We start from the raw sequence: 24,223 nt of genomic DNA, 5'->3' as shown, positions 1-24,223 counted from the left end.
GGGCGGCATCGGTCAATCGAGCATCTGCAGAATCTGCGCGGTACTGCGCACGCGGCCCAGGCGCGGGAAAATGTTTTCCACTGCGAAGCCGTGCTGCTGGCCGTTGTGCGCGCTCATCGCATCCTCGGCGAACACCAGGTTAAAGCCGATTTCCCACGCGTTGCGCGCGGTCGATTCCACGCCGATGTTGGTGGAAATGCCGCCGAGGACGATGTGCTCCACGCCGCGGCGGCGCAGCTGCAATTCCAATTCCGTGCCGTAGAACGCGCCCCACTGGCGCTTGACGATGCGGATATCGCTGTCGGTCACGCCCAAGGCTTCGGGGAACTCCCACCAATCGGCCGGCAGCGTCGTCCCCGACATCGGCCGGTCCACCAGCTGGCGCGGCGCATCGCCGCCATCGGCCGACCAGCCCACTCGCACCAACGCCACCGGTGCATGCAACTGGCGAAAACGCGCGGCCAGCGCACTGGCTTTGTCCAGCACGTCGGCGGCGGTATGCGGGCCGCCTGCAAACGGTAGGATACCCTTCTGCAGGTCGATCAGAACCAGCGCCGTTTTGCCTGGGTCCAGCTTGTCCATCGGCTTCTCCATCAGAGTTAGGTGAGGACATCCTCACTTTGGAGTTTATGAGGATGCCCTCACAAAAATCAAGCGCGCCGAAACCGTCCGAGGGCCGCCGCGTACCGCAGCGGCAGCGCGGCCGCGAGCGCGTGGCGGCGCTGCTGGAAGCGGCTGCCGCATGCTTTGTCGAAAAGGGCTACGAGGCGGCCACGATGACCGAGGTGGCCGCCCGCGCCGGGGCGGCGATCGGTTCGCTATACCAGTTCTTTCCCACCAAGGAAGTGCTGGCGCAAGCGCTGGTGGAGCAATACGGGCAGGCGTTCCACGCGGCCATCGAAAAGCTCGCCGCGCAGTCGCTGAACGTGAGCATCGACGAACTCGCCGCGCAGTTGAGCACGTTCCTGATTGTGTTCCGCCGGCGCCACCCGGCCTTTGTGATCCTGGTGGAATCGGGCCCCGCGCCGGCCGCCGACGGCATGGCGATACGGCGTGCCTTCCGCGCCCAGCTGCAAGCCTTGCTGACGCAGCGCGCGCCGGAACGTTCGGCCGATGAGATGCACGCCGCCGCCGTGGTGGTGCAGCAGATGATGAAGGCAGCGGTGGCGATCCATGCCGAGCCGGGGATGCCCGGCCGCCAGGCCGCGCAGGCGCAACTGCAGCGCGCCATGCAGTTGTATCTGCATGACGTGCTGGAAACCTAAGCCGCCCTTAACCGCCTTTGCTGGGATATGTCTGGAAGCCGCCGCTCTGCTGCTGCGGCGGCGGTGGCGGCTGCGTGCCGCCCTGCACCGGCGGCGGCGCGGATGGCCCCACCACGCGATTGCCGCAGTAATAGGCTTCCCACGGCTGCGAGCCGTCCACCGGATCGGCCAGCGGCTTGATCGTGTCCGCCTTCATGTCGAGGGCGCTGTTGCGTGCCTGCACCTGCAGTTCGTCGCGCACTTTGATGTCGTTGCGGTCGTAGGGTCCAACGTGATCGGTCACCGAAACGGTGATCTTGCCCAGGTCGTGGCAATTGGAGACATCGCCGCTCCATGCGGTGCGAACGTTCTCCGAACCGGGTGCAGGATTGATGCCCCAGGTACAACCGCCAAGCAGCACGACAGTTGCGAGCAGCAGGGTCTTGCGCATGAGTAGCTCCGTGTATAGGCGGGGAAGTGCGGATGATGCGGCGATGCATTGGATCGTAACGCTTTGGTGCCCGCCATCCCCGAACGCAGGCTTAGCGCGCCTGTCCGGACACTGTCCGCTGGCGGGCACGCACTGTCCGCGGACAAGCCGGCGCACGCCGACGTTCAAAAATAAACATTTATATATCAATATTTTAGGAAAAAATGCCGGGCTGGCACAGGGATTGCTCCGGACAGGGCGAGGACCTTCCCGTCCAAACGCAAGGAGAACGGACATGAAATTCGAGACCATGGTTCTACGCAGCCTTTTCGTCGCCTGCATGCTGGTTTGCGGACTGATCCTGGCCGGCATGGTTACCGCCAAGCCCGCGCCGGTGCAGTTGGCCAACAGCAGCCGCGTCAGCACCCTGCTCGCCTCCGCGCCCAGCCATTGCGCGCTGCCGATGGCCCGCGAAATCGCCTGCCCGGGTAGTCTGGGCTGATCGCAAGACGCGATCGCCCTCGCCGTCGGATAATGGCGGCATGCTGCATGTCATCCTGTTCCGCCCCGAAATTCCGCCCAATACCGGCAACGTGATCCGACTGTGCGCCAACACCGGCGCCAGCCTGCACCTGGTGCGCCCGCTGGGCTTCGAGCTTGACGATGCGCGCTTGAAACGCGCCGGCCTGGATTATCACGAGTACGCCCGCGTGGCGGTGCACGACCATCTGGACGCCTGCCTGGCGGCGATCGGCCATCCGCGCGTGTTCGCCTTTTCCACGCGCGGGCGCACCCGGCACGTGGATGCGCGCTTCGGCGAGGGCGACGCCTTGCTGTTCGGCTGCGAGACCGCCGGCCTGCCGGGCAACGTGCTCGACGCGTTGCCGCCGGAGCAACGCCTGCGCCTGCCGATGCGCGCGGACAGCCGCAGCCTCAATCTTTCCAACAGCGTGGCCGTGGCCGTCTATGAAGCATGGCGGCAGCTGGGCTTTCCCGGTGCCGTGGCGTTGTGATCGCAACGGTTAGGGCAGGTGCATGACGCGGGCGGCTACAATCGCGCTATGAATGCCGCCCCGTCCTCATCTGTGCTACCGCAGCCGCTGCGCCAATTGGCCGGCCGTGCGCTGGAAACAGCGCTCAATCATGCGCTTTCGCTCGATCCCGATACCCAGGCCAGGCTCGCCGCGCTCGATGGCCGCAGCGTGCAGCTTGAGCTGCGCGGGCTCGATCTGGCGCTCGCCGTCACCGTGCAAGGCAGCCGCGTGAAAGTGGGTCCCGCGCCGGCGTCCAGCGATCTGCGCGTGGCCGCCACACCCGGCAGCCTGCTCTCGGTGCTGCTACGCCGGCACAGCGACGGCGTATCGCCCGGCAAGGTGGATATCGCCGGCGATGCCGAACTCGCGCGGCGACTGGAAAAACTCGCCAGCGGTTTCGCGCCCGATGTCGAGGAGGCCTTTACGCGCACCTTCGGCGATGTGCTGGGCGTCCCCATCGCCGCGGCCGTGCGCCGCGGCCTGGCGCACGCGCGCGACACCGCCACGCACCTGGGCCAGGACGGCGCCGCGTGGCTGCGCGACGAATCGCGCATCGCGCTGGCGCCGGGCGAAGTGGAAGCCTTCCTCGACGATGTGGATCACCTGCGCGAACGCACCGAACGCCTTGAAGCGCGACTTGCCCGACTGGAACGCGCACACCAGGGAACGGCTCCGTGACGCCGCTACGGGCAGTGCCGGGCCTGTTACGCGTGGCGATGGTCCTGTTGCGCTACCGGTTGGACGAACTGGTCGACGCGACGCATCTTTTCCGTCCCTTGAAACTGGTGCGTCCGCTGCTGGGACGTCCGGCGGTGGATGTGCGCCCGCTCTCGCGCGGCGCGCGCATCCGGCTGGCGCTGAACGAACTGGGCCCGATTTTCGTCAAGGCCGGCCAGGTGCTGTCCACGCGCCGCGACCTGGTGCCGGACGACATCGCCGACGAACTGGCGCTGCTGCAGGACCAGGTACCGCCTTTCCCAGGCGAACAGGCGCGCGACATCGTGCAGCGCGAATTGAAGGCGCCGGTGGAAGCGCTGTACGGCAGTTTCGATTCGGTCCCGCTGGCTTCCGCATCGATCGCCCAGGTCCATCCGGCGACACTGAAAGACGGACGCTCGGTGGTGGTGAAGGTGCTAAGGCCGCGCATTGATGAGCGCATCGCGCGCGACGTGCGCTTGTTGCACTCGCTCGGCGAACTGGCCCAGCGCTGGCATCCCAACGCGGACAAGATCCGCCCGCTCGACGTCGTGATCGAAGTCGAGAAAATGCTGGAGAATGAGCTGGACCTGCAGCGCGAAGGCGCCAACGCCAGCCTGCTGCGCCGCAATTTCGCCAGCGGCGTGGACCTGTACGTGCCCCAGGTGCATTGGGAACTCACCAGCGCGCGGGTGCTGACGCTCGAACGCGTGTCGGGCGTGAGCTGCGACGACATCATCGCGATCGACGCGGCCGGCATCGATCGCAAGAAGCTCGCCGCCAAGGGCGTGCGGTTGTTCTACGAGCAGGTATTCCGCGACAACTTTTTCCACGCCGATGCGCATCCGGGCAACATCTGGGTCGATCCCACGCGCATCGACGAGCCGCGCTTCATCGCGCTGGATTTCGGCATCATGGGCTCGCTGCCGGAAGCGGATCAATACTGGCTGGCGCAGAATTTCATCGCCCTGTTCGAGCGCGATTACGCGCGCATCGCCAAGCTGCACATCGATGCCGGCTGGATGCCCGCCAGCATCCGCCTGGACGAACTGGAAGCGGCTGTGCGCACCGTGTGCGAGCCGTACTTCACGCGTCCGCTGTCGCAGATCTCGCTGGCCGAGCTGGTGGTGAAGCTGTTCCAGACCGCGCGGCGTTTCGAGCTTACCCTGCAGCCGCAGCTGATCCTGCTGCAAAAAACCCTGCTCAACATCGAAGGCGTGGGCCGCATGCTCGATCCGGATATCGACATCTGGGCGGTGGCGCATCCGGTGCTAAAGCGCATCCTGCGCGAACGCTACAGCCCGTTGCGCACGCTGCGCGAGATCAGCAAGCGCGTGCCGGAGTGGTTCCACAACGCGCCGCAGCTACCCGAACTGGTGCGCAACGCGTTGCGCCAGGTCGCGGTAGGCGAGCAGCAGGTGCTGGCCGACGCCGACGAACTGATGCACCAGCGCCATCTGGTGCGCCGCATGCTCACTGCGATCGGCGCCGGCATGTTCGGCGCGACGCTGATCATCTGCGCCACGGTCATGTGGACATTCGCGCCGCAACACGGCCTCTGGCCGCCGCTGTGCCTGGGTGCGGCGGGCCTGGCGTCCTTTGCGTTCGGCTGGTGGCGTCGATGACGCTTGGGCGCCTCCCCCTGCACGCCGGGGAGTGAGCAGGTGGCGTGATGCTTGAAATCCTTTATCGCGACGATGCCCTGATCGCCGTAAACAAGCCCGCCGGTCTGGCCGTGCATCGTTCCAAGATGGTCGGCAATGCCGAGGTATTTCTTATCGACCTGCTGCGCGAGCAGGTGGGCGGCACCGTGTACCTGGCCCATCGCCTGGACCGCGCCACCAGCGGCGTGCTGCTGATCGCACGCTCCACCGAAGTGGCCGCCGCGCTGGGCGAGCAGTTCATGGGCCGTGACGTGCACAAGCAATACCTGGCGGTGGTGCGCGGCTGGCCGGAGCCTGCGCAAGGCATGATCGACTATGCCCTGCCCGGCGCGCGCCAGACCGGCCCGCGCCGCGACGCGCGCACCGATTACCGGCGACTGGCCACGGTCGAAGTACCGATCGCGCTGGGACGCTATCGGCAGCAGCGTTATGCGCTGGTGCTGGCCGAACCGCAGACCGGGCGCTTCCGCCAGATCCGCAAGCACATGGCGCACATCCACCACCCGGTGATCGGCGATTGCCAGCACGGGCGCAGCGATCACAACCGTCTCTACAAGCAGTATTTCAGCTGCCATCGCATGCTGTTGCACGCCTGGCGCCTTAACATTCGCCACCCCGTGGACGGCCGGCCGATGGCGCTGGAAGCACCGTTGGACGAGGCCTACCGCGCACTGCTCGAACGCTTCGGCTGGCAGCTTCCCGCCGCCCCATCCATAAGCCTCTCGCCGACCAGCTAAACTGCGCGGCATGTTGCAGTTAAGCCGATCCATCGTCTTGCCGGAATCGGAGCTGGTTGTGCGCTTCCTGCGCGCGGACGGCCCCGGTGGCCAGCACGTCAACCGCACCGAGAGCGCGGTCGAATTGCGTTTCGACGTGCTCCACTCGCCCTCCTTGCCCGAGGAGGTGCGGGCGCGCCTGCTTGCGCGTCGCGACCGGCGCCTGACCGACGAAGGCGTGCTGGTGATCCAGGCGCGCCGTTTTCGCGACCAGGGCCGCAACCGCGAAGACGCGCGCGAGCGGCTGGCGGAGATTGTTCGCGGGGCGCTGCAAGCGCCCAAGCAACGCATCGCGACCAAGCCCACGCGCTCCTCGCAACAGCGGCGCCTGGACGGCAAGCAGCAACGCGCCAAACTCAAGCAGACCCGTTCGCGCGCCTGGAGCCACGAGTGAGCCAACCCATGCTTCCGGCCGTGCCGGCGCAAGCCCCCAAGCTCAACAGCCGCTTCTGGCCCTGGCTGATGCGCGGCCTGCTGCGCCTCTCCGGCTGGCGCCTGCTGGGAGCGCTGCCGGATCTGCCCAAACTGATCATCATCGGCGCCCCGCACTCCTCCTACTGGGATGGCGTGTGGGGACTGATGATGAAGATCGGCTTGGGCATCAACGTCAACATCATGATCAAGCGCGAGGTGCTGGACGGCCCGCTGGGCATCATCCTGCGTCCGATCGGCCTGATCCCGATCAACCGCAGCGCCGCACTGAACGTGGTTGGCCAGATGGTGGTGCGCTTTGAGGAACACGAACGGATGTGGCTTGGCATCACCCCCGAGGGCACGCGCAAGCACGTCAAGCAGTGGAAGTCGGGCTTTCTGCGCATCGCGCGCGAGGCGAACGTGCCGGTGCAGACTGTCTTCATCGACTATCCCAGCAAGACATTCACGCTCGGTCCGCTGATCCACGCCAGCGACGACCCCGATGCGGACATGGCCGCCATTCGCGCACTATTCCGGCCGTATCGCGGCAAGCATCGCAACACCGAATGACTGTGCGCCTTTGCATGCGCGGCGCACGCGCGTGACCGGCTAGGCCCAAGGCCGCCGATCCGGCTCAGCGCTCGGAGTGGCCCGGCTCGTCGTAGTCGCGATGGGTCAGCAGGCCCGGACGGATCAGGTCGATGAAATTGCGCGCTTCCGCGCTCAGAAACTTGCCCTTGCGCATCACCACGCCGTAGCTGCGTTGCGGGAAATACTGGCGCATGTTACGCACGGCCAGGCGCGTGCGATCGGCATCGGTGATGCAGATGCCGGTGACGATGGAGATTCCCAAACCCATCGCGACGTACTCCTTGATCACCTCCCAGCCGCCGACTTCGATCGCCACCTGGTAGGGCACCTGGCGCTGCTGAAACACCAGGTCCACCAGCCGGTAGGTGGACAGGCGCTGCGGCGGCAGGATCAAACCGTAGGGCGAGAGGTCTTCCAGCGTCACCGACTGCTTGTGCGCCAGCGGATGATCCGGCGGCATGATCAGCATCGGATCGTAGTGATAGACCGGTGCCCAGGCGATGTCGTTGGGCACGTCGAGCATCGAGCCCACCGCGAAGTCGGCCTCGTCCGCGCGCAACAACGCCATGCCGTCCTTGCCGGTGACATTGGCCAGTTGCAATTGCACGGCCGGGTAGCGTTCGCGGTAGCGCCGCACCCATTCGGGCAGCAGGTACTGGATGGTCGAACTGCCGGCCGCGATGGTGAGGCGGCCGGTCTGCAGGCCCTTGACCCTGGCCTGGAAGTCGCGATCCAGGGTTTCCCAGCCCTCCACCAGCGGGCGGGCCAGCTCGTACAGCGCCTCGCCCGCATCGGTGAGGTTGATGCGCCGGCGGGTGCGTTGCAGCAACGCCACCCCCAATTCGCGCTCCAGCGCCTGTAACTGCAGGCTGATCGAAGGCTGGGACAGGTACAGCGACTCGGCGGCGCGGCTGAGCGTGCCCAGCTTTACGGTGGCGACAAAGGCGCGCATCTGCTTGAGGCGATTGCCTTTGTAGTAATAGCGGCCACCCTCGGCCTGGCGGGCTTCTTTGGGAGCCCGCCGGGCGGCTTTGCCTGGCACTTTTTTTGTCATGTTCGGCGTTTGGTCAGACTTTTCATGACAGCTAGCTCAATACGTTAGCGTATGTATTGAATTTTACAATATCAAAAATTGAAACATTTGTTTTGTCAAATCGATATCCGCTGACTAGCTTGCGCACCAGGCCCAAGGTGGAGAAGCACATGGCAGTACCCAGCGAAAAAATCGTCAGCCAGCCGGTCGAGATCCTCGCCAAGACCGCCGGCTATGCGCACATCCTGACCCCGGAGGCCCTGGCCTTCCTGGCCCGGCTGCACCGCTTCGCCGAACCGCGGCGCCAGCAGCTGCTGCAAGCCCGCCGCCAGCGCCAGGCGCGCTACGACATGGGCGTGCTGCCCGATTTCCGTGACGACACCCGGGCGATCCGCGAGTCGGACTGGAGCGTGGCCCCGATCCCGGCCGCGCTGCAGGACCGTCGCGTGGAGATCACCGGCCCGGTCGAGCGCAAGATGATCATCAACGCGCTGAACTGTGGCGCGAAGGTGTTCATGGCCGACTTTGAGGATTCCTCCGCGCCGAGCTTCGCCAATCAGCTCGATGGCCAGCTCAACCTGCGCGACGCGGTCAACGGCACGCTGCAGTACCGTTCGCCCGAGGGCAAGGACTATCGCGTCGGCGACAACCCGGCGGTGCTGGTGGTGCGTCCGCGCGGCTGGCATCTGCCGGAGCGGCACCTGCGCGTGGACGGCCAGGTCATGGCCGGCGCGCTGGTCGATTTCGGCCTGTACGCCTTTCACAACGCCAGGGCGCTGCATGCCCGCGACCTGGGCCCCTACTTCTACCTGCCCAAGCTTGAAGCGATGGAAGAAGCGGCGTTGTGGGACGACGTCATGGCGCTGGCGGAAAACGAGCTGGACCTGCCCAACGGCACGATGAAAGCCACTGTGCTGATCGAAACGCTGCCGGCGGTATTCCAGATGCACGAGATCCTGTACGCACTGCGCGGGCGCGCGGTCGGCCTCAACTGCGGTCGTTGGGATTACATCTTCTCGTACCTGAAAACCCTGCGCAGCCATCGCGACCGCCTGCTGCCCGACCGCGGCCAGGTGGTGATGACGGTGCCGTTCCTGAAGACCTATTCGGAACTGCTGATCCAGACCTGCCATCGCCGCGGCGCCTTCGCGATGGGCGGCATGGCCGCGCAGATTCCGATCAAGGGCGACGACGACGCCAACGACAAGGCCATGGCCAAGGTGCGCGCCGACAAGCTGCGCGAAGTGCAGGCCGGCCACGACGGCACCTGGGTGGCGCATCCCGCGCTGGTGCCGGTGGCCAAGGACATCTTCGACCGCCACATGCCCGAGCCGAACCAACTGCACGTCAAGCGCGAGGATGTTCGTGCCGATCGCGATGCGCTGATCGCGCCTTGCAGCGGCACCATCAGCCGCGCCGGCTTCGACAACAACGTGGAAGTGGCGCTGCGCTACACCGCCGCGTGGCTGGAAGGCCTGGGCTGCGTGCCGATCCACAACTTGATGGAGGACGCGGCCACCGCCGAAATCGCGCGTGCCCAGCTATGGCAATGGCTGCATCACGGCGCGCTGGAATTTCCCGATCACGCGCCGATCGACTTTGCGCTGTTCAACCACGCACTGGCCACCCACGCGCATCGCTTGCGCGAAAGCACCCTGCCCGGCGCACGCCGCGCCGAAGATGCGGCCAGGCTGCTGTCGGCCATGACGCATGCCGATCAGCTCGGCGACTTTCTCACCCTTCCCGCCTACGAGCAGCTCGCCTGAGCGCGCGCGCAACGATCCATCACGGAGCACACCCCATGAAACACACACTGCCCACCGCCGAACAGATTGCGCTGGATTGGAAAAACAACCCACGCTGGAACGGCGTACGCCGCAACTACAGCGCCGAGGATGTGGCGCGTCTGCGCGGCACCGTCAGCGTCGAGCATTCGCTGGCGCGCCGCGGCGCGGAACGCTTGTGGAAATCGCTGCACAAGGAAGATTTCGTCAACGCGCTCGGCGCGCTCACCGGCAACCAGGCCATGCAACAAGTAAAGGCCGGTTTGCAGGCGATTTATCTCAGCGGCTGGCAAGTCGCGGCCGATGCGAACGTCGCGGGCGAGATGTATCCGGACCAATCGCTGTATCCGGCCAATTCGGTGCCCCTGGTGGTCAAGCGCATCAACAACACGCTGCTGCGCGCCGACCAGTTGCATCACGCCGAAGGCAAGGATGAGATCGACTGGATGGTGCCGATCGTGGCCGACGCGGAAGCCGGTTTCGGCGGCGTGCTCAACGCGTTCGAATTGATGAAGGCGATGATCGAGGCCGGTGCCGCCGGCGTGCATTTCGAGGATCAGCTGGCCGCGGTGAAAAAGTGCGGCCACATGGGCGGCAAGGTGCTGGTACCCACGCGCGAAGCGGTGGATAAATTGAACGCCGCGCGCCTGGCCGCGGACGTGCTCGGCGTGCCGACCTTGCTGGTGGCGCGCACCGATGCGGACGCCGCGGATCTGCTTACCTCCGACATCGACGAAAACGATCGGCCCTTCACCACCGGCGAGCGCACCGTGGAAGGTTTCTTTCGCGTACGCCCCGGCCTGGACCAGGCCATCAGCCGCGGCCTGGCCTACGCGCCGTACGCAGACCTGGTGTGGTGCGAAACCAGCAAGCCGAACCTGGACGAAGCGCGCAAATTCGCCGAGGCGATCCACGCCAAATACCCGGGCAAGCTGCTTGCCTACAACTGCTCGCCAAGCTTCAACTGGAAGAAGAACCTGGACGACGCCACCATCGCAAAGTTCCAGAAAGAACTGGGTGCGATGGGCTACAAGTTCCAGTTCATCACGCTGGCGGGCTTCCACAGCCTCAACTACGGCATGTTCGACCTCGCCCACGGCTATGCGCGCCGCCAGATGAGCGCGTTCGTCGAATTGCAGGAGAAGGAATTTGCCGCCGCCGAACGCGGCTTCACCGCCGTCAAGCATCAGCGCGAAGTGGGCACCGGCTACTTCGATGCGGTGACGCAGGCGATCCAGCAGGGCCAGTCTTCAACCACGGCACTGAAGGGATCGACCGAGGAGGCGCAATTCCACCGCGCCAGCGCCGCGTAAATACGGCTCCAACGCACGCGGGGAGATGGCACACGCCCCGCAGGCGGCACGCCCGCCGCCACCACGCCCTCCCCTGCCTGCAGGGGAGGGTTCAACCATCCAGCAACAAGCGCTGCCCGTGCCTGACGACCAACGCGTCACCATCGAAGTCGGCCGGAACGTTCGATAACCGAACGTGGATGAAGTCCAGCGGTACCTAATCGGCCACCAGCGACAAGCGCCGATACTGCAAGGCCTCGGCCAGATGCGTCAGATCGAGCGCCGCCGCGCCGCCGTCGAGATCGGCGATGGTACGCGCCACGCGCAGCGTGCGATGGTACGCGCGCGCGGACAAACCCAGCCGCTCCAGCGCGGCATCGAACCAGCGACGCTCGCTGGGTCCCAGCGCGCAATCGCGTTCCAGCTCGCGCGTACTGATCTCGGCATTGGAGCGCCCTGCGCGCGCCAGCGCATGTTGGCGCGCACGAATGACCCGGGCGCGCACCGTGGCCGAATTCTCCTCGTGCGTGCTGCGCGGCGTGCTCAGTTCCGCTAGCGGCACGGCCGGCACTTCCACGCACAGATCGATGCGGTCCAGCAGCGGGCCGGAGATACGCGAGCGGTAGCGCGTGACCTGGTCCGGCGTGCAGCGGCAGCGTTGGCGCGCGTCGCCCGCGTAGCCGCACGGGCACGGATTCATGGCTGCGACCAGCTGGAATTGCGCGGGAAACGTAAGCTGCCGTGCGGCACGCGAAATCAGGATCTCGCCCGACTCCATCGGCTCGCGCAGCACTTCCAGCACATGCCGGCTGAATTCGGGTAGCTCGTCGAGAAACAGCACGCCGTTGTGGGCCAGCGAAATTTCGCCCGGCCGCGGTTGCGAGCCACCACCGACCAGGGCCACGGCGGAGGCGGTGTGGTGCGGTGCGCGAAACGGGCGGCAGCGCCAGCGCGCGGGATCGACCGCCTGACCGGCCACGGACAACACCGCGCAGGTTTCCAGCGCCTCCGGTTCGCTCAGCGGCGGCAGGATGCCCGGCAGGCGTTCGGCCAGCATGGTCTTGCCGGTGCCGGGAGGGCCCATCAGCAGCATGTGGTGCCCACCGACCGCTGCGATTTCCAGCGCGCGCCGCGCCTGCAGCTGGCCGCGCACGTCGATCAGGTCCGGGCCGTCGTCATCGTTGCTCAACGTCAGCGCCGATGTCGGCGGCGGCAATTCGTGCACGCCGCGCAGCCAGCCGCAGACATCGGTAAGCGTATCGGCCACCAGCACATCGACTTCCGGAATCAGCGCCGCCTCCTGGGCGTTGCCCCGCGGCACGACTACGCGCCGCCCGCGTGCCCGCGCGCGCAGCAGCGCCGGCAACACGCCCGAGACCGGGCGCAAATGGCCTGAAAGCGCCAGCTCACCCAGAAATTCGCAATCGTCGAGCTTTTCGCGCGGAACCTGATGCCCGGCGGCCAGAATGCCCAGTGCGATGGCCAGGTCGAAACGGCCGCCGTCCTTGGGCAGCTCGGCCGGGGCCAGGTTTACCGTCACCTTGCGGTTGGGATATTCGAACGCGGCGCTCTGGATGGCCACGCGCACGCGATCGCGCGCTTCGCGTACGGCAGCTTCGGGCAGGCCCACGATGCTGGTGCTGGGCAGGCCGCCGGAAAGGTGCACTTCCACCATCACCTGCGGCGCGGAGACACCCTCCTGGGCACGGCTTAATGTGACGGCCAGGCTCATGGAAGACGGGGGCACCAACGTGACGCCGGGGAGTCGCTGCTGCGGCGGTCCATCGGGCGACTCCATATCATCAGGGGCGGAAAAACGGCCGCCCCCGACTCTTTGGGGTGATGGTGACAAATCGGGGGCGGCTACCGGAACTGGCTATGTCCCGCGAGGTGACATGCCGGCTTCCAGCTCCGCCACGCGCTTTTCGAGCTCCTCGACCCTGGTGCGCGTACGCGCCAATACCTGGGCCTGAACATCGAACTCCTCTCGGGTAACTAGCTCGAGACGGCGCAGTCCTTGCGCCAGGATATCGCGAAAATTGGCGCGCAAATCCGTATGCGCGTCTGCCAGCCCTGGCGGCACCAACGACACAAGTCGATGGACAATTTGATCGATATCCTGCCTGCCGTTCATGGTAGGCACCTCGAACTCGTCAGGGTGAAGTCTATGTAGAAGTTGCAAAGGGATACCATCAGCCTGCTCCATCAAAGTTTGTAGGCATTTTCCTACACAAGGGGACAGGCTGCGGCGAGCAAGGCAAAATGCAGGCTTGGCAACCCGTGGCCGGGACCCATCGGCCCGACGAGGAAGGAAATCCTATGAAATTGGTGGTGGCAGTCATCAAGCCGTTCAAGCTGGACGACGTCCGCGAGGCGCTGGCCGAGGTCGGGGTGCAGGGCATTACCGTGACCGAGGTAAAGGGTTTCGGCCGCCAGAAGGGCCACACCGAGCTCTACCGGGGCGCCGAATACGTGGTCGACTTCCTGCCCAAGATCAAGCTGGAAGTGGCCGTCGCCGACGACCAGCTGGAGCGGGTGGTCGAAGCCATCACCCAGTCGGCGCGCACCGGCAAGATCGGCGACGGCAAGATCTTCGTCAGCAGCCTGGAGCAGGTGATCCGCATCCGTACCGGCGAGCTGGACCACGACGCGCTCTGATCACGGCGCCAGCTCCGGCCGGCTGCGCAGCAGCCGCTGGTGATGGATCAAAAGACCCGCGTAATAACAGATGTAATAAGCCACGAAGATGCCGAAGATGGCCAGGGTCAGCGGGCTCTGGCCCATCGCCGGCCCCTGCGCGGGCGGCGTGGCGCCGGTGGGATCCTGCATTTGCGGGAACAGCACGGAGAAGCGCCACAGCAACCGGCCCAGGAACAGCACCGTAACCAGCGCGCCCACATAGGGGTTGGGCACGTAGCAATCCCCTTTCGCGGGGTCCACGATGAAGCGGCTCAGCCGCAGTCCGACCAAGCCCAGCACCAGACCGGCCACCAGGCCCCCGGCCAGCCCCTCGATGAGCCGCAGGTCGCGCATGGCCAAGGCCGCCGACAACACGCCCAGCACGACGAAGATCGCGATGCGCAAGATCATCCGCTTGCGCTGGATCGGCTGCGCGCCGAACTGGCGACGCACGCGCCGCCAGACCGCGAACGCCAACAGGGGAATCATGACCAACGGTGCGGTGAGATGCGGTGCCATGGCGCGGCCCATGCCGGGAAGGATGGCGCAGCTTAGCAACCGGCCACGCGATAGGCGACCGGTACCCGCCGCGCGCAGGCTTACTTGGCCTTGCCCTGGTTGGCCACGGCGGCCATTTTCGCGGCGATGGCGTCAGCGTCGCCCAGATAGTAATGACGCAGCGGCTTGAGCCGGTCGTCGAATTCGTACACCAGCGGCACGCCGTTGGGGATGTTCAATTCCATGATGTCATCGTCGGAAATGCCGTCGAGGTACTTCACCAGCGCGCGAATCGAGTTGCCGTGCGCCACCAGCATGACGCGCTGGCCGTCGCTGATCGCCGGCGCCAGCACGTCATTCCAATAGGGCATGACGCGGGCGACCGTGTCCTTCAGGCACTCGGTATCGGGAATCAGCGTGGGATCGAGGTGGACGTAGCGCGGATCGCGCAGCGAAGGATTGGCCTCGCGCGCCAGCGCCGGCGGCGGAATGTCGTAACTGCGGCGCCACACCTTCACCTGGTCCTCACCGTACTTGGCGGCGGTCTCGGCCTTGTTGAGGCCGGTAAGGGCACCGTAGTGGCGCTCGTTGAGGCGCCAGTCGGTCAGCACCGGAATCCACATCAGGTCCATCGCATCCTGCACGTGCCACAGCGTGCGCACGGCGCGCTTGAGCACCGAGGTGTGCGCCACGTCGAAATGGTAGCCGGCCTCGCGCAGCAGCTCGCCCGCCTCGCGCGCCTCGGCCGCGCCCTGCTCGGTGATATCGACGTCGGCCCAGCCGCTGAAGCGATTCTCAAGGTTCCACTGGGATTGGCCGTGGCGGATCAATACGAGCTTGTGCATGGGTCGGATTCGGAGGAAGCGGGATAAGAGGGGGAATGGTGCAGGCGGTGCCAGGCCGCGTCAATTCCCGGCCTGGCCGGATGTGCCTTTAAACCTCTTGGCGGCCGCGGGCATCTCATGCCTGTCACCATCCATGTGAAGGAATGTTTCCTATGCGCTTCGTTACGCTGGCCCTCGTGGCCCTGACCCTGCCTATGGCCGCGGCAGCCCAGGACATCAGCAAGGTCAATGGCGCGGTGTCCGTCGCCGCCGGCGAGCACGCCGGGCACGTACAAGCCGTGAACGGTTCGGTGACCATCGGCGACGGTGCCTCGGTGCAAAGCGCCGAAACCGTCAACGGCGCGGTCGAACTGGGCGCGCAGGCGCAAGCGGACCATTTGCGCACCGTCAACGGCGCCATCGTCCTGGGCCAGGGCGCCCAGGTGCGCGGTTCGGTGGAAAGCACCAATGGCGCGATCGACCTCAATCCCGGTGCCGACGTCAAGGGCGGTCTCGCCAACGTCAATGGCGCCATCGAACTGCGGCACGCGCGCGTTGGCGGCAGTATCGAAACCACCAGCGGCAGTATCACCGTGGGCGAGGATTCACAAGTCGGCAACGGCATCATCGTGCATGAGCAGCAAGGCTATGGCTCCAACAATCGCCCGCCGCACGTGGTGATCGGGCCGCACGCGATCGTCAAAGGCACGCTGGATTTTCGCCGCCAGGTGGTGCTTGAAGTGAGCGACAGCGCGCAGATCGGCCCGGTCAAAGGCGCCACGCCGCAGCACTTCAGCGGCGCCGCGCCGCAGTAATCGTCACAGCCAGTCGCGCGGCTTGAGGTAATCGGCGAGCCGCGCTTCGGGCGACCCCTGTTCGGGCTGGTAGGCGTATTCAAAGCGCACGCGCGGCGGCAGGCTCATCAGGATCGATTCGGTGCGGCCACCCGATTGCAGCCCAAAGAGCGTGCCGCGATCGTAGACGAGGTTGAATTCCACGTAGCGGCCGCGCCGATACAGCTGGAATTCGCGCTCGCGTTCGCCAAAGGCCATCGCCCGGCGGCGTTCGACGATCGGCAGATAGGCATCCAAAAATCCCTGCCCCACCGCTTGCGTGAACGCGAAGCAGCGCTCGAAGCCGCCTTCGTTCAAGTCGTCGTAGAACAAGCCGCCCACGCCGCGCGTTTCGTCACGGTGCTTGAGATAAAAGTAATCGTCGCACCACTGTTTGTAGCGCTGATATACCTGTGCCCCGTAAGGCGCACACACCTGGTGCGCGACCGCGTGCCAATGCCGCACGTCCTCGTCGAACGGATAGAACGGCGTCAGGTCGAATCCGCCGCCGAACCACCACACCGGCTCCACGCCCGGCTTGCTCGCTTCGAAGTAGCGCACGTTCGCATGCGTGGTGGGCACGTAGGGGTTGCGTGGATGCAGCACCAGCGACACGCCGGCGGCCACGAAACTGCCGCCTGCCAATTCGGGACGATGCGCGGTCGCACTCGGCGGAAGCTTGTCGCCGTGCACGCGCGAAAAATTCACGCCCGCCTGTTCGAAGACGCCGCCATCGCGCAGCACGCGCGTGCGTCCGCCGCCGCCGGCAGGGCGCGTCCAGCCGTCTTCGATAAAACGTGCGCCGCCATCGACCTGCTCGACCGCCGCGCAGATGCGATCCTGCAGCGCACGCAAAAACATTTCACTTCGTTCGACTTGTTCGCCGCTCATGATCCCATCTGCCAACACGTGTGTATGGCGCAAGCTTAGCAAGGTCATGTCCGTGTGAAGCTGCGGTGCAGCGCCACACAACTGCGTGAACGCCAGCCGGCAGGGGCCATGGGGACCATCTAGGCAAGGTACGGAACGGTCGCTAGGCTCATCGCATGCGCGCGACGACCCTTCCACTGGCGGTAACGGCCTACACCGCCACCTCCGCACTGGGCCTTGGCCTGGACGCTCATCTGGACGCGCTTGGCCGACAGCGTAGCGGGCTGCGCGCCAACGATCTGGGCCAAGCGCCTTTGGCGTGCTGGATCGGCCGCGTCGAGGGACTTGAATCGGCTGCGCTGCCCGCTCGCTACGCAGCATGGGATTGCCGCAATAACCGCCTCGCCTGGCTAGGCTTGAACCAGGATGCCTTCGCCTCGAAGGTGGACGCCGCCCGGCGGCGTCATGGACCGGCGCGCGTAGCCTTGCTGCTGGGCACCTCGACCGCCAGCATCGGCGCCACCGAGGAAGGCTATCGCCGCCTGGACGACGATGCCCGGCTTCCGGCCGACCTGCATCGCCGTGCGATCCACACGCCGCACTCGCTGACCGCCTTCGTCGCTGCCGCGCTGGAGATCGACGGTCCCTGCCTTACCATCTCCACCGCATGCTCATCCAGCGCCAAGGTGTTCGCGAGCGCGGAACGACTGCTGCGACTTGGCATTGTCGACGCGGCCGTGGTGGGCGGCGTGGATTCACTGTGCGACAGCGTGCTCTACGGCTTCAATGCCCTGGAACTGATTTCGCCCGAACCCTGCCGTCCGTTCGACGCGGGCCGGCGCGGCATTTCCATCGGCGAGGCGGCCGGCTTCGCCTTGCTCGAGCGCGTCGGTGCAGACACCGCACATGCGCCGCGCGTGCTTGGCTGCGGTGAATCCAGCGATGCGCATCACATGTCCACGCCCGATCCGCAAGGCGTGGGCGCCGAAATGGCTTTGCGCGAGGTGCTCGACCGTGCCGGCATCGACGTCGCGCAGATCGACTACATCAACCTGCACGGCACGGCCAGCCAGAAGAACGATGCGATGGAAGCGGCGCTGGTCGCGCACCACTTTCCGCGAAGCACGCGCGTCAGTTCGACCAAGGGCCTGACCGGACACACGCTGGGTGCGGCCGGCATCGTCGAATCGGTACTCACGCTGCTGGCGATGCGCGAAGCGTTCGTGCCCGGCAACGCGGGCATCGTCACACCCGATCCGGCCTGCTCGGCCCATTTTGCGTGGCGCAACGAAGCGCGCCCGATTCGCGTCGCGCTGAGCCATTCGTTCGGCTTCGGCGGCAGCAATGCCTGCCTCGCGTTCGCACACGCCGCCACGGACATTGGCATATGAGCAGCTTGCGCGTCCAAGTGGAAGGCGTGGGCGTGTGGTCGCCGGCCGTAGCCGATTTCGCCGCCTTGCGCGGCTTGCTGCAGGGCGATGCGATCGCGGCAACCGCCGCGCGCCCACCGGGCACCGCGCTGTCGCCCAACGAACGCCGCCGCGCGCCGGAGAGCGTGCTGGTGGCCATGGAAGTGGCCGCGCAGGCGGTTGCGATGAGCGGACGCGCAGCCGATACGCTGGCTTGTGTGTTCGCCTCCGCCTATGGCGACCAGGCCACCACCGATTACATGTGCCGCGTGCTGGCGCGCGCACCGGCGGAACTGTCGCCCACGCGTTTTCACAACTCCGTGCATAACGCATCCGCCGGCTACTGGACGATCGCCGCGAACTGCCGCGCACCTTCCAGTGCGGTGTGCGCGGGACACGCCAGTTTCGGCGCGGGTTTGCTTGAAGCGGCCGTGCAGGCCTGCGCGGACGATCGCGCCGTGCTGCTGGTGTGCAGCGATACGGCAGGCATCGGTCCATTGGGTGAACTCATCGGCTGTACCCGCCCATTTGGCAGTGCGCTGGTGCTGTCGCCGTGCAGGGACATCGGCGCGCCGGCATGGATGCTCGCCACGGTGGCACAGACACCTTCCCATGCGCCATTGCCGCAAACATGCACGGCGTGGATGCACGACAACCCCTCCGCCGCGAGCCTGCCGTTGCTGGCCTTGCTTGCGCGCGGCGGTGGCGAATGCGTCCTGGCACTCTCCGACCGCTCGGGATTGCGTGTGGAAATGGAGATGGTCGCATGAGCGAAACGCCACGCTGGTGCGTGCTGATTCCCTGCCTCAACGAAGAGGCGGCGATTGCGTCGGTGGTGAAATCGGCGTTGCGGCTCGGCGTGCCGGTCATCGTGATCGACGACGGCTCGACCGACCGCACGCCCGCCATCGTCGGCGCGTTGCCGGTGACGCTGTTAAGACATGCCACGCGGCAAGGCAAGGGCGACGCGCTGCGTGCGGGTTTTCGCGAAGCGTTACGGCAAGGCTTCGATGCAGTGGTCACCATGGACGGCGACGGCCAGCACCTTGCCTCGGACATTCCGCGCCTGGTCGACGTGGCCCGGCGTTACCCCGACCACATCGTCATCGGCGCGCGCCTGCTGCAGCGCGAGCAGCAGCCCAAGGCGCGCCGCCGCGCCAATGCCTTTGCCGACTGGGGCATTTCCTGGGCCTGCGGCCAGCCGGTGGCCGATACGCAGAGCGGCCAGCGCTGGTATCCGCGCAGCGCACTGGAGCTGGTGGAATTGAACGCGGAAAACTTTGTATTCGAAGCGGCGGTGCTGATCGCCGCCTCGCGCGAAAAGGGCCTGGGCATCATCTCGGTACCGATCGCCTCGCGCTATCAGGGCGAATTCCGCCTGAGCCATTTCAATCCCGTGCGCGACGTCACCCGCATTGCGATGTACACGATCGGGCGCGTGTTCCATTACGGCGGGCTGCGTGCCAGCTATCGCCGCTCGCGCGCGCAACCGCTGGTCATCGACGATACGTATTCGCGCCGCGCCGTGTGACGATCAGGCGTCCACGTGCATGATTGCCACGCGCCCGGCCGCCAGCAACTGCGCCCGCTGTTCCACCCGGAAGCTGTATTGCGCACCGCGTTCGTCAGCGACCAGGCATTGCGCGTGGACATCCAGCGGCGCGACGGCGAGATCGATATATTCGGCCATGAGCTGAACATCGCGCAGGCTCACCAACCGGCCTTGCCGCGTGCGCGTATCGCCGCGCGAGGCGGCGATTAATGCCGCGTGCACCGCGACCGCCTGCGCACCGTATTCGGCCAGGTGCACCGCATGCAGGCCGGCGTCGCTACGCAGCGGATGCTGGTGCGATGGGTGCCGCTCGCCCATCGCATGGATGTGCGTTTCGCTCCAGCGGTGCACGACATCGAGCAGGCGCATGGCGCCGGCATGCGGGATGCGTTCCATCCAGTCGGCGCGCGGGTTCATGATCAGGCCTCGCGCATGGAATCGATGCGCGTGGGCGCGCTGTCCTGCGCGATGTCCTGCTGCCAGAAGTCGTAGAAGTTGAACCAGTTGTACGGTTCTTGGCGCGCGTAATATTCCAGCCGCTGCGCATAGCGGCGCAGCACGTGGTCCAGCGCGCGCTGGCGATCCTCGCGCGGAATGTCCACGCGTTCGGCGAAAGGTTCGAAGGTGAGCGAATAACGCTTTCCGCCGCGATACATGCCAAAGCACAGCATCACCGGCACCTGCAATGCATGGGCGAGCAGCCACGGACCGACCGGAAACGGCGCGGGCTCGCCCAGGAAATCGACACGGCGCAAACTTTCGTGCGCACGCCCGCGATCGGCCAGCAGCGCCACCATGCCGCCAGCCCGCAGGGTTTCGGCCGCCGCCAGCGTGATGCCCGCGCCGCCCTGCGAGACATCGATGACCGCCTCGCCCACATCGGGCGCAAGCGCTTCGAGCAGTTGGGTAATCGCCGGCGTTTTCTGTTTGTCGAGCAACACGCGCAGCGGCACTTGCGGACAGCGTGCGCCGAGCGTGCGCAGCACTTCGAAACTGCCCTGGTGCGAACCGACCAGCAGCACGCCGTTGCCCTGCGCGATGTAGTGCTGCAGGCAATCGATGCCGTGCACGTCGATCTCGAAATCGCGCTCGCCGCGCGCCAGCAGATAGATGCGATCGGTCAGTGTGACGGCGAAATAATACAGATGCTTGAGCACTTCCCAGCTGCGCGCGCGGCGCTCAAGCACATGGCTTAGATAATCGCGCGAGGCGCGTCGCTCCGCACCCCGGCGAAAGAAGTAGTACAGCGTGACCGGCAGCAGGCACGCGCGCGCGACGCCTCGCCCGAAACACAGCGCCACGCGCACGGCCAGGCCGATCGAGAACCGATCGCCACCTTCACGCTGTGCCTGCCAATGCGCGCTCATGCGGCACCCTCGATCAGTCCGCGCGCCAGCACGGTGTCCCCGCGGCGGATTTCAAACCGGATGCGACCGGCGCTTTCGCCCAGCTCCACTTCGGCCGGCTCGCCCGGATGCAGCGGGGCCAGGAACTTCGCCTCCACCACGCGCGCAAGACGCTGCGCCCGCCATTCGCGCAAGGCCCTGGCCACGTGCTCAAGCAACAACACCCCAGGCACCAGCGGCTGGCCGGGGAAGTGTCCCGGCAGGCAGGGGTGCTCGGGCGCGACGCATAGGTGCGCGTGGTAGCGCGGAGCGCTGGGATGGCTTGGGTCCACGTAAAGATGCCGCTGGGAATACCGGCAATGATGATGCTGATCGGACCTGTCAGCGGCCTTAACGCGCCGTCAGACCGTTCGCTCGCGTTCAACATGCTCGGAGAGCGCGTGCAAGCTGCTGAAAATACGCTGGTTGTCCGGATGGTCGGAACGCAGCTGCATGCCATAGCGCTTGGACACGGCCAGCGCGATTTCCAGCGCGTCGATCGAATCCAGGCCCATCTCGCCGCCGAACAGCGGTGCCTGCGGATCGATCTGCGCGGGGTCGACCGTTTCCAGGTTGAGGGCGTCCACAATCAGGATCGCCAGTTCGTGTTCGGCAGCGGTCTGCGTGGGCATGGGTGTTTGGTGCTCCGGAAACGCTGCCAGGCTCGGGGGCTGGAGCGGCCTGCCAGTGTAACATAGGGGGTCTGTCAGGTTCCCGGTTGCAAGCATGGCCCAGGCAAGCGAACACCTAAAGGTCCAGCCGGGCCTGCCGCGCACCCCGCGCGTTACCTACCGCATGACCGACCTTGCGGCCGCGCTGGCCGAACCGGGCGCGCTGGCGGTGTTCGGTTTTGGCGATGGCGCTCCGCTCAGCGACGACCCGCGCTGGTTGCGCGTGGCGCTGGAAAGCTTCGACGCCCCTGCTCCGTTGGAACTGTGGCAGGTCGATGGCGAGGTAAGCTGCGGCCGCGAGGATGCGGTGCGCTGGTCCTGCGGCGGCGGCTGGCTGTTCGCCGCGATCGAGCTGGACGAGCGCCCATACGCCGGCAGCGAGGATGCCGCCCGCACGGCGTACGCGGCGCTGCGCCAGTTCATGGGCACGCGCGGCGGGTACAAGGTGCTGCGCCTGTGGAATTACATCGGCGGCATCAACGATGGCGACGGCGATTGGGAACGCTACAAGCAGTTCTGCGACGGCCGTGCCGCCGGCCTGGGCGATTTCTTCGCCGAGGGTTTTCCCGCCGCCACGGCCATCGGCCATCATCATCGCTCGCGCGTGCTGCAGATTTACTTGCTTGCCGGTACGGATGCCGGCACCGCAGTGGAAAATCCACGCCAGGTGAGCGCCTGGCGTTATCCGCGCCAGTACGGGCGCACGTCGCCGGGTTTCGCGCGCGCCATGCTGATGCCGGCGCAGGATGCGCTGGCGATTTCCGGCACGGCGGCCGTCGTAGGGCACGCCTCCACGCATGAAGGCGATCTGGAGGCGCAGCTCAACGAAACGCTGACCAACCTCGAAGCCCTGCTGGCCAGCGCCGACATGCCGGCAGGCTTTGATACCCATTCGCCGCTCAAGGCCTATGTGCGCCTGCCCACCGACGCGACACGCGTGCGCGATCTGCTGCAGCGCCGGCTGCCGGGCGTGCCGGTGCTATTGATGCACGGCGACGTCTGCCGCAGCGAGTTGCTGGTGGAAATCGACGGCTGGCGTTTCGCCTGAGGCGCGGGCGGCCGGCCGCTTTGAATCAGTCTTTCTTGGCCGGCCGCTTCCAGCCCGGCAAGCTGGCCTGGCGCGCGCGCGCGACGCTGAGTTCGCCGGCGGGCGCATTGCGCGTGATCACCGAACCGGCACCGATGGTCGCCTGCGCGCCGATCGTCACCGGCGCGACCAGCGCGCTGTTGGAGCCGATGAACGCACCGTCCTCGATGACGGTGGTGAACTTGTTGATGCCGTCGTAGTTGCAGGTAATCGTGCCCGCGCCGACGTTGACGTCACGTCCGATCACGGTGTCGCCCAGGTAGCTGAGGTGATTGGCCTTGCTGCCTTCGCCGATCAGCGTTTTCTTGGTTTCCACGAAATTGCCCACGTGCACGCCCGCCGCCAGCTCGGTGCCCGTGCGCAGGCGTGCGAACGGACCGATGGTGCACGGCCCGTGCGTCACCACGCCTTCCAGGTCGCAATGCGCAAGCACGACGGTGCCGGCCGCCAGCTTTACGTCTTTCAGCCTTGAAAAAGGCCCCACGCGCACGTCGTCGCCCAGTTGCACATCGCCTTCGAAGATCACGTCGATGTCCAGCTCCACATCCTGGCCCACCTGCATCTGTCCGCGCACGTCCACCCGGCGCGGGTCGGCCATGCGCACGCCTTCGGCGGTCAGCGCACACGCTGCGCGCGCGCGATGGGCGTCTTCCAGTTCGGCCAGTTGCCAGGGCGTGTTGGCGCCCGCCGCTTCGATCGGATCATCGCATTCGATGCTTTGTGCGGCGCGGTTTTCGGCCGCGGCCAGCTTGAAGATGTCGGTAAGGTAATACTCGCCCTGCGCGTTGTTACGATCCAGGCCCTTGATCCAGCGCTTGAGCGCCGCCGCCTCGGCCGCCACGATGCCGGTGTTGATCAGGTTGATCGCGCGCTGGAATTCGTCGGCGTCCTTTTCCTCGACCACGGCGCGCACCAGGCCGTTGCCGTCGCGCATCACGCGGCCATAGCCCTGCGGATTGCTGACCCGCGTGGCGAGCATGGTCAGCCCGCCTTCGGTAGCAACCAGGCGCTGCAGGGTTTCGGCGCGGGTCAGCGGCACGTCCCCATAAAGCACCAGCACCTGCGCCGCATCGGGCACGTTGCGCAGGGCCTGATCTACCGCGTGCCCGGTGCCGAGCTGCTCGACCTGCAGCGTCCAGCGTAAATCGGGCTGTCCGTCGAACTCGGCCAATACCTGGTCGCCGCGGTGCCCGTATACGACGTGGATGGCTTCGGGCTTGAGCGTGCGCGCCGTCGCCAGCACGTGCGCCAGCATCGGCCGGCCCGCCAGTGGCATCAGCACCTTGGCCCGCTTGGACTTCATGCGTTTGCCTTCGCCGGCGGCGAGGACGATGACGTGCAAAGGTGGCTGGCTCATGGCGGATCACGCGTGTCGTTGCGGGTTGAACATACCGGCTCGATGGGGCGGCCATCGGGCACGGGGCGGCGACGAGGATGGAGCCGTTCAAACGAAAACG

The 24,223-nt window shown here is 66.2% G+C and carries 29 protein-coding genes; 16 read left to right on the top strand and 13 right to left on the bottom strand.

Annotated elements, in window-relative coordinates; translation table 11 throughout:
- Positions 1–12: 12 nt before the first annotated feature.
- Positions 13–582: a hydrolase gene (locus VME63_RS12640; RefSeq protein ID WP_325433710.1), complete on the bottom strand. Its 570-nt coding sequence runs from the start codon at positions 580–582 to the stop codon at positions 13–15.
- Positions 583–635: 53 nt separating this feature from the next.
- Between VME63_RS12640 and VME63_RS12635 the strand changes: the two genes are divergently transcribed.
- The gene (locus VME63_RS12635) at positions 636–1,265 is read left to right on the top strand and encodes a TetR/AcrR family transcriptional regulator (protein ID WP_325433709.1); all 630 of its coding nucleotides are present in this window, start codon (positions 636–638) and stop codon (positions 1,263–1,265) included.
- A gap of 7 nt (positions 1,266–1,272) precedes the next feature.
- Here VME63_RS12635 and VME63_RS12630 read toward each other — a convergent pair whose 3' ends face one another.
- Positions 1,273–1,695 (bottom strand): DUF4156 domain-containing protein, encoded by a 423-nt coding sequence (locus VME63_RS12630; RefSeq protein ID WP_325433708.1) that lies wholly within the window; start codon positions 1,693–1,695, stop codon positions 1,273–1,275.
- A 274-nt stretch (positions 1,696–1,969) separates the two neighbouring features.
- Between VME63_RS12630 and VME63_RS12625 the strand changes: the two genes are divergently transcribed.
- The 7 genes from VME63_RS12625 to VME63_RS12595 are packed head-to-tail and all read left to right on the top strand — an operon-like array spanning position 1,970 to position 6,828.
- Positions 1,970–2,176 carry a hypothetical protein gene (locus VME63_RS12625; RefSeq protein ID WP_325433707.1) on the top strand — a complete coding sequence of 69 codons (207 nt, stop codon included), beginning with the start codon at positions 1,970–1,972 and terminating at the stop codon, positions 2,174–2,176.
- Positions 2,177–2,216: 40 nt separating this feature from the next.
- Positions 2,217–2,687 (top strand): tRNA (cytidine(34)-2'-O)-methyltransferase, encoded by a 471-nt coding sequence (locus VME63_RS12620; RefSeq protein WP_325433706.1) that lies wholly within the window; start codon positions 2,217–2,219, stop codon positions 2,685–2,687.
- A 48-nt stretch (positions 2,688–2,735) separates the two neighbouring features.
- The gene (locus VME63_RS12615; RefSeq protein WP_325433705.1) at positions 2,736–3,386 is read left to right on the top strand and encodes a ubiquinone biosynthesis accessory factor UbiJ; all 651 of its coding nucleotides are present in this window, start codon (positions 2,736–2,738) and stop codon (positions 3,384–3,386) included.
- Between the two features lie 38 nt (positions 3,387–3,424).
- The gene (gene ubiB / locus VME63_RS12610; protein ID WP_414648264.1) at positions 3,425–5,029 is read left to right on the top strand and encodes a ubiquinone biosynthesis regulatory protein kinase UbiB; all 1,605 of its coding nucleotides are present in this window, start codon (positions 3,425–3,427) and stop codon (positions 5,027–5,029) included.
- 47 nt (positions 5,030–5,076) lie between these two features.
- On the top strand, positions 5,077–5,805 hold the full coding sequence (locus VME63_RS12605) for a pseudouridine synthase (protein ID WP_325433703.1): 729 nt from the start codon (positions 5,077–5,079) through the stop codon (positions 5,803–5,805).
- A 10-nt stretch (positions 5,806–5,815) separates the two neighbouring features.
- Complete coding sequence (gene arfB / locus VME63_RS12600; RefSeq protein WP_325433702.1) at positions 5,816–6,238, top strand: alternative ribosome rescue aminoacyl-tRNA hydrolase ArfB; 423 nt, start codon at positions 5,816–5,818, stop codon at positions 6,236–6,238.
- An 8-nt stretch (positions 6,239–6,246) separates the two neighbouring features.
- A complete protein-coding gene (locus tag VME63_RS12595) occupies positions 6,247–6,828 on the top strand; it encodes a 1-acyl-sn-glycerol-3-phosphate acyltransferase (protein ID WP_414648263.1) in 582 nt (193 codons plus the stop codon).
- A 64-nt stretch (positions 6,829–6,892) separates the two neighbouring features.
- Here the strand turns inward: VME63_RS12595 and VME63_RS12590 are convergent, their stop codons facing one another.
- The gene (locus VME63_RS12590; RefSeq protein WP_325433798.1) at positions 6,893–7,801 is read right to left on the bottom strand and encodes a LysR family transcriptional regulator; all 909 of its coding nucleotides are present in this window, start codon (positions 7,799–7,801) and stop codon (positions 6,893–6,895) included.
- A gap of 251 nt (positions 7,802–8,052) precedes the next feature.
- Between VME63_RS12590 and aceB the strand changes: the two genes are divergently transcribed.
- Together aceB and aceA are read left to right on the top strand one after the other, a co-directional pair.
- Positions 8,053–9,648 (top strand): malate synthase A, encoded by a 1,596-nt coding sequence (aceB, locus tag VME63_RS12585; protein ID WP_325433700.1) that lies wholly within the window; start codon positions 8,053–8,055, stop codon positions 9,646–9,648.
- A 35-nt stretch (positions 9,649–9,683) separates the two neighbouring features.
- Positions 9,684–10,979: an isocitrate lyase gene (gene aceA / locus VME63_RS12580; protein ID WP_325433699.1), complete on the top strand. Its 1,296-nt coding sequence runs from the start codon at positions 9,684–9,686 to the stop codon at positions 10,977–10,979.
- Positions 10,980–11,175: 196 nt separating this feature from the next.
- Here aceA and VME63_RS12575 read toward each other — a convergent pair whose 3' ends face one another.
- Both VME63_RS12575 and VME63_RS12570 read right to left on the bottom strand, forming a co-directional pair.
- Positions 11,176–12,690 carry a YifB family Mg chelatase-like AAA ATPase gene (locus tag VME63_RS12575; protein WP_325433698.1) on the bottom strand — a complete coding sequence of 505 codons (1,515 nt, stop codon included), beginning with the start codon at positions 12,688–12,690 and terminating at the stop codon, positions 11,176–11,178.
- A gap of 144 nt (positions 12,691–12,834) precedes the next feature.
- A complete protein-coding gene (locus VME63_RS12570; protein ID WP_325433697.1) occupies positions 12,835–13,092 on the bottom strand; it encodes an accessory factor UbiK family protein in 258 nt (85 codons plus the stop codon).
- Positions 13,093–13,277: 185 nt separating this feature from the next.
- Here VME63_RS12570 and glnK point away from each other — a divergent pair, with 185 nt between their 5' ends.
- Complete coding sequence (gene glnK, locus VME63_RS12565) at positions 13,278–13,616, top strand: P-II family nitrogen regulator (protein WP_325433696.1); 339 nt, start codon at positions 13,278–13,280, stop codon at positions 13,614–13,616.
- Here the strand turns inward: glnK and VME63_RS12560 are convergent, their stop codons facing one another.
- Positions 13,617–14,156: a DUF1453 domain-containing protein gene (locus VME63_RS12560; RefSeq protein ID WP_325433695.1), complete on the bottom strand. Its 540-nt coding sequence runs from the start codon at positions 14,154–14,156 to the stop codon at positions 13,617–13,619.
- 80 nt (positions 14,157–14,236) lie between these two features.
- The gene (gene gpmA, locus VME63_RS12555) at positions 14,237–14,980 is read right to left on the bottom strand and encodes a 2,3-diphosphoglycerate-dependent phosphoglycerate mutase (RefSeq protein ID WP_325433694.1); all 744 of its coding nucleotides are present in this window, start codon (positions 14,978–14,980) and stop codon (positions 14,237–14,239) included.
- Positions 14,981–15,132: 152 nt separating this feature from the next.
- On the opposite strand from gpmA, the gene VME63_RS12550 reads away from it, so the two are divergent.
- Positions 15,133–15,774 (top strand): hypothetical protein, encoded by a 642-nt coding sequence (locus tag VME63_RS12550; protein ID WP_325433693.1) that lies wholly within the window; start codon positions 15,133–15,135, stop codon positions 15,772–15,774.
- A 3-nt stretch (positions 15,775–15,777) separates the two neighbouring features.
- Here VME63_RS12550 and hemF read toward each other — a convergent pair whose 3' ends face one another.
- Positions 15,778–16,683: an oxygen-dependent coproporphyrinogen oxidase gene (gene hemF, locus VME63_RS12545; RefSeq protein WP_325433692.1), complete on the bottom strand. Its 906-nt coding sequence runs from the start codon at positions 16,681–16,683 to the stop codon at positions 15,778–15,780.
- A 155-nt stretch (positions 16,684–16,838) separates the two neighbouring features.
- Between hemF and VME63_RS12540 the strand changes: the two genes are divergently transcribed.
- The 3 genes from VME63_RS12540 to VME63_RS12530 are packed head-to-tail and all read left to right on the top strand — an operon-like array spanning position 16,839 to position 19,602.
- A complete protein-coding gene (locus tag VME63_RS12540) occupies positions 16,839–18,053 on the top strand; it encodes a beta-ketoacyl-[acyl-carrier-protein] synthase family protein (RefSeq protein ID WP_325433691.1) in 1,215 nt (404 codons plus the stop codon).
- The gene (locus VME63_RS12535) at positions 18,050–18,841 is read left to right on the top strand and encodes a beta-ketoacyl synthase chain length factor (RefSeq protein ID WP_325433690.1); all 792 of its coding nucleotides are present in this window, start codon (positions 18,050–18,052) and stop codon (positions 18,839–18,841) included. The genes VME63_RS12540 and VME63_RS12535 overlap by 4 nt, the downstream gene beginning before the upstream one ends.
- Positions 18,838–19,602 carry a glycosyltransferase family 2 protein gene (locus tag VME63_RS12530; RefSeq protein ID WP_325433689.1) on the top strand — a complete coding sequence of 255 codons (765 nt, stop codon included), beginning with the start codon at positions 18,838–18,840 and terminating at the stop codon, positions 19,600–19,602. Before VME63_RS12535 ends, VME63_RS12530 begins: the two co-directional genes overlap by 4 nt.
- Positions 19,603–19,605: 3 nt before the next feature.
- On the opposite strand, the gene VME63_RS12525 is transcribed toward VME63_RS12530, so the two are convergent.
- From VME63_RS12525 to VME63_RS12510, 4 genes are all read right to left on the bottom strand, one after another.
- Positions 19,606–20,040: a phosphotransferase gene (locus tag VME63_RS12525; RefSeq protein WP_325433688.1), complete on the bottom strand. Its 435-nt coding sequence runs from the start codon at positions 20,038–20,040 to the stop codon at positions 19,606–19,608.
- Positions 20,041–20,042: 2 nt separating this feature from the next.
- The gene (locus tag VME63_RS12520) at positions 20,043–20,990 is read right to left on the bottom strand and encodes an acyltransferase (RefSeq protein WP_325433687.1); all 948 of its coding nucleotides are present in this window, start codon (positions 20,988–20,990) and stop codon (positions 20,043–20,045) included.
- On the bottom strand, positions 20,987–21,301 hold the full coding sequence (locus tag VME63_RS12515; protein ID WP_325433686.1) for a hydroxymyristoyl-ACP dehydratase: 315 nt from the start codon (positions 21,299–21,301) through the stop codon (positions 20,987–20,989). The genes VME63_RS12520 and VME63_RS12515 overlap by 4 nt, the downstream gene beginning before the upstream one ends.
- 69 nt (positions 21,302–21,370) lie before the next feature.
- Positions 21,371–21,640 (bottom strand): phosphopantetheine-binding protein, encoded by a 270-nt coding sequence (locus VME63_RS12510; protein ID WP_325433685.1) that lies wholly within the window; start codon positions 21,638–21,640, stop codon positions 21,371–21,373.
- Positions 21,641–21,734: 94 nt separating this feature from the next.
- Between VME63_RS12510 and VME63_RS12505 the strand changes: the two genes are divergently transcribed.
- Positions 21,735–22,727, top strand: coding sequence for a pteridine-dependent deoxygenase (locus VME63_RS12505; protein WP_325433684.1), 993 nt, complete (start codon positions 21,735–21,737; stop codon positions 22,725–22,727).
- Positions 22,728–22,752: 25 nt separating this feature from the next.
- On the opposite strand, the gene glmU is transcribed toward VME63_RS12505, so the two are convergent.
- The gene (gene glmU / locus VME63_RS12500) at positions 22,753–24,123 is read right to left on the bottom strand and encodes a bifunctional UDP-N-acetylglucosamine diphosphorylase/glucosamine-1-phosphate N-acetyltransferase GlmU (RefSeq protein ID WP_325433683.1); all 1,371 of its coding nucleotides are present in this window, start codon (positions 24,121–24,123) and stop codon (positions 22,753–22,755) included.
- Between the last annotated feature and the right edge of the window lie 100 nt (positions 24,124–24,223).

It is taken from the genome of Dyella sp. (assembly GCF_035503745.1).
Lineage (GTDB): Bacteria > Pseudomonadota > Gammaproteobacteria > Xanthomonadales > Rhodanobacteraceae > Dyella_B.
This window is presented reverse-complemented; position numbering and strand designations above follow the sequence as displayed.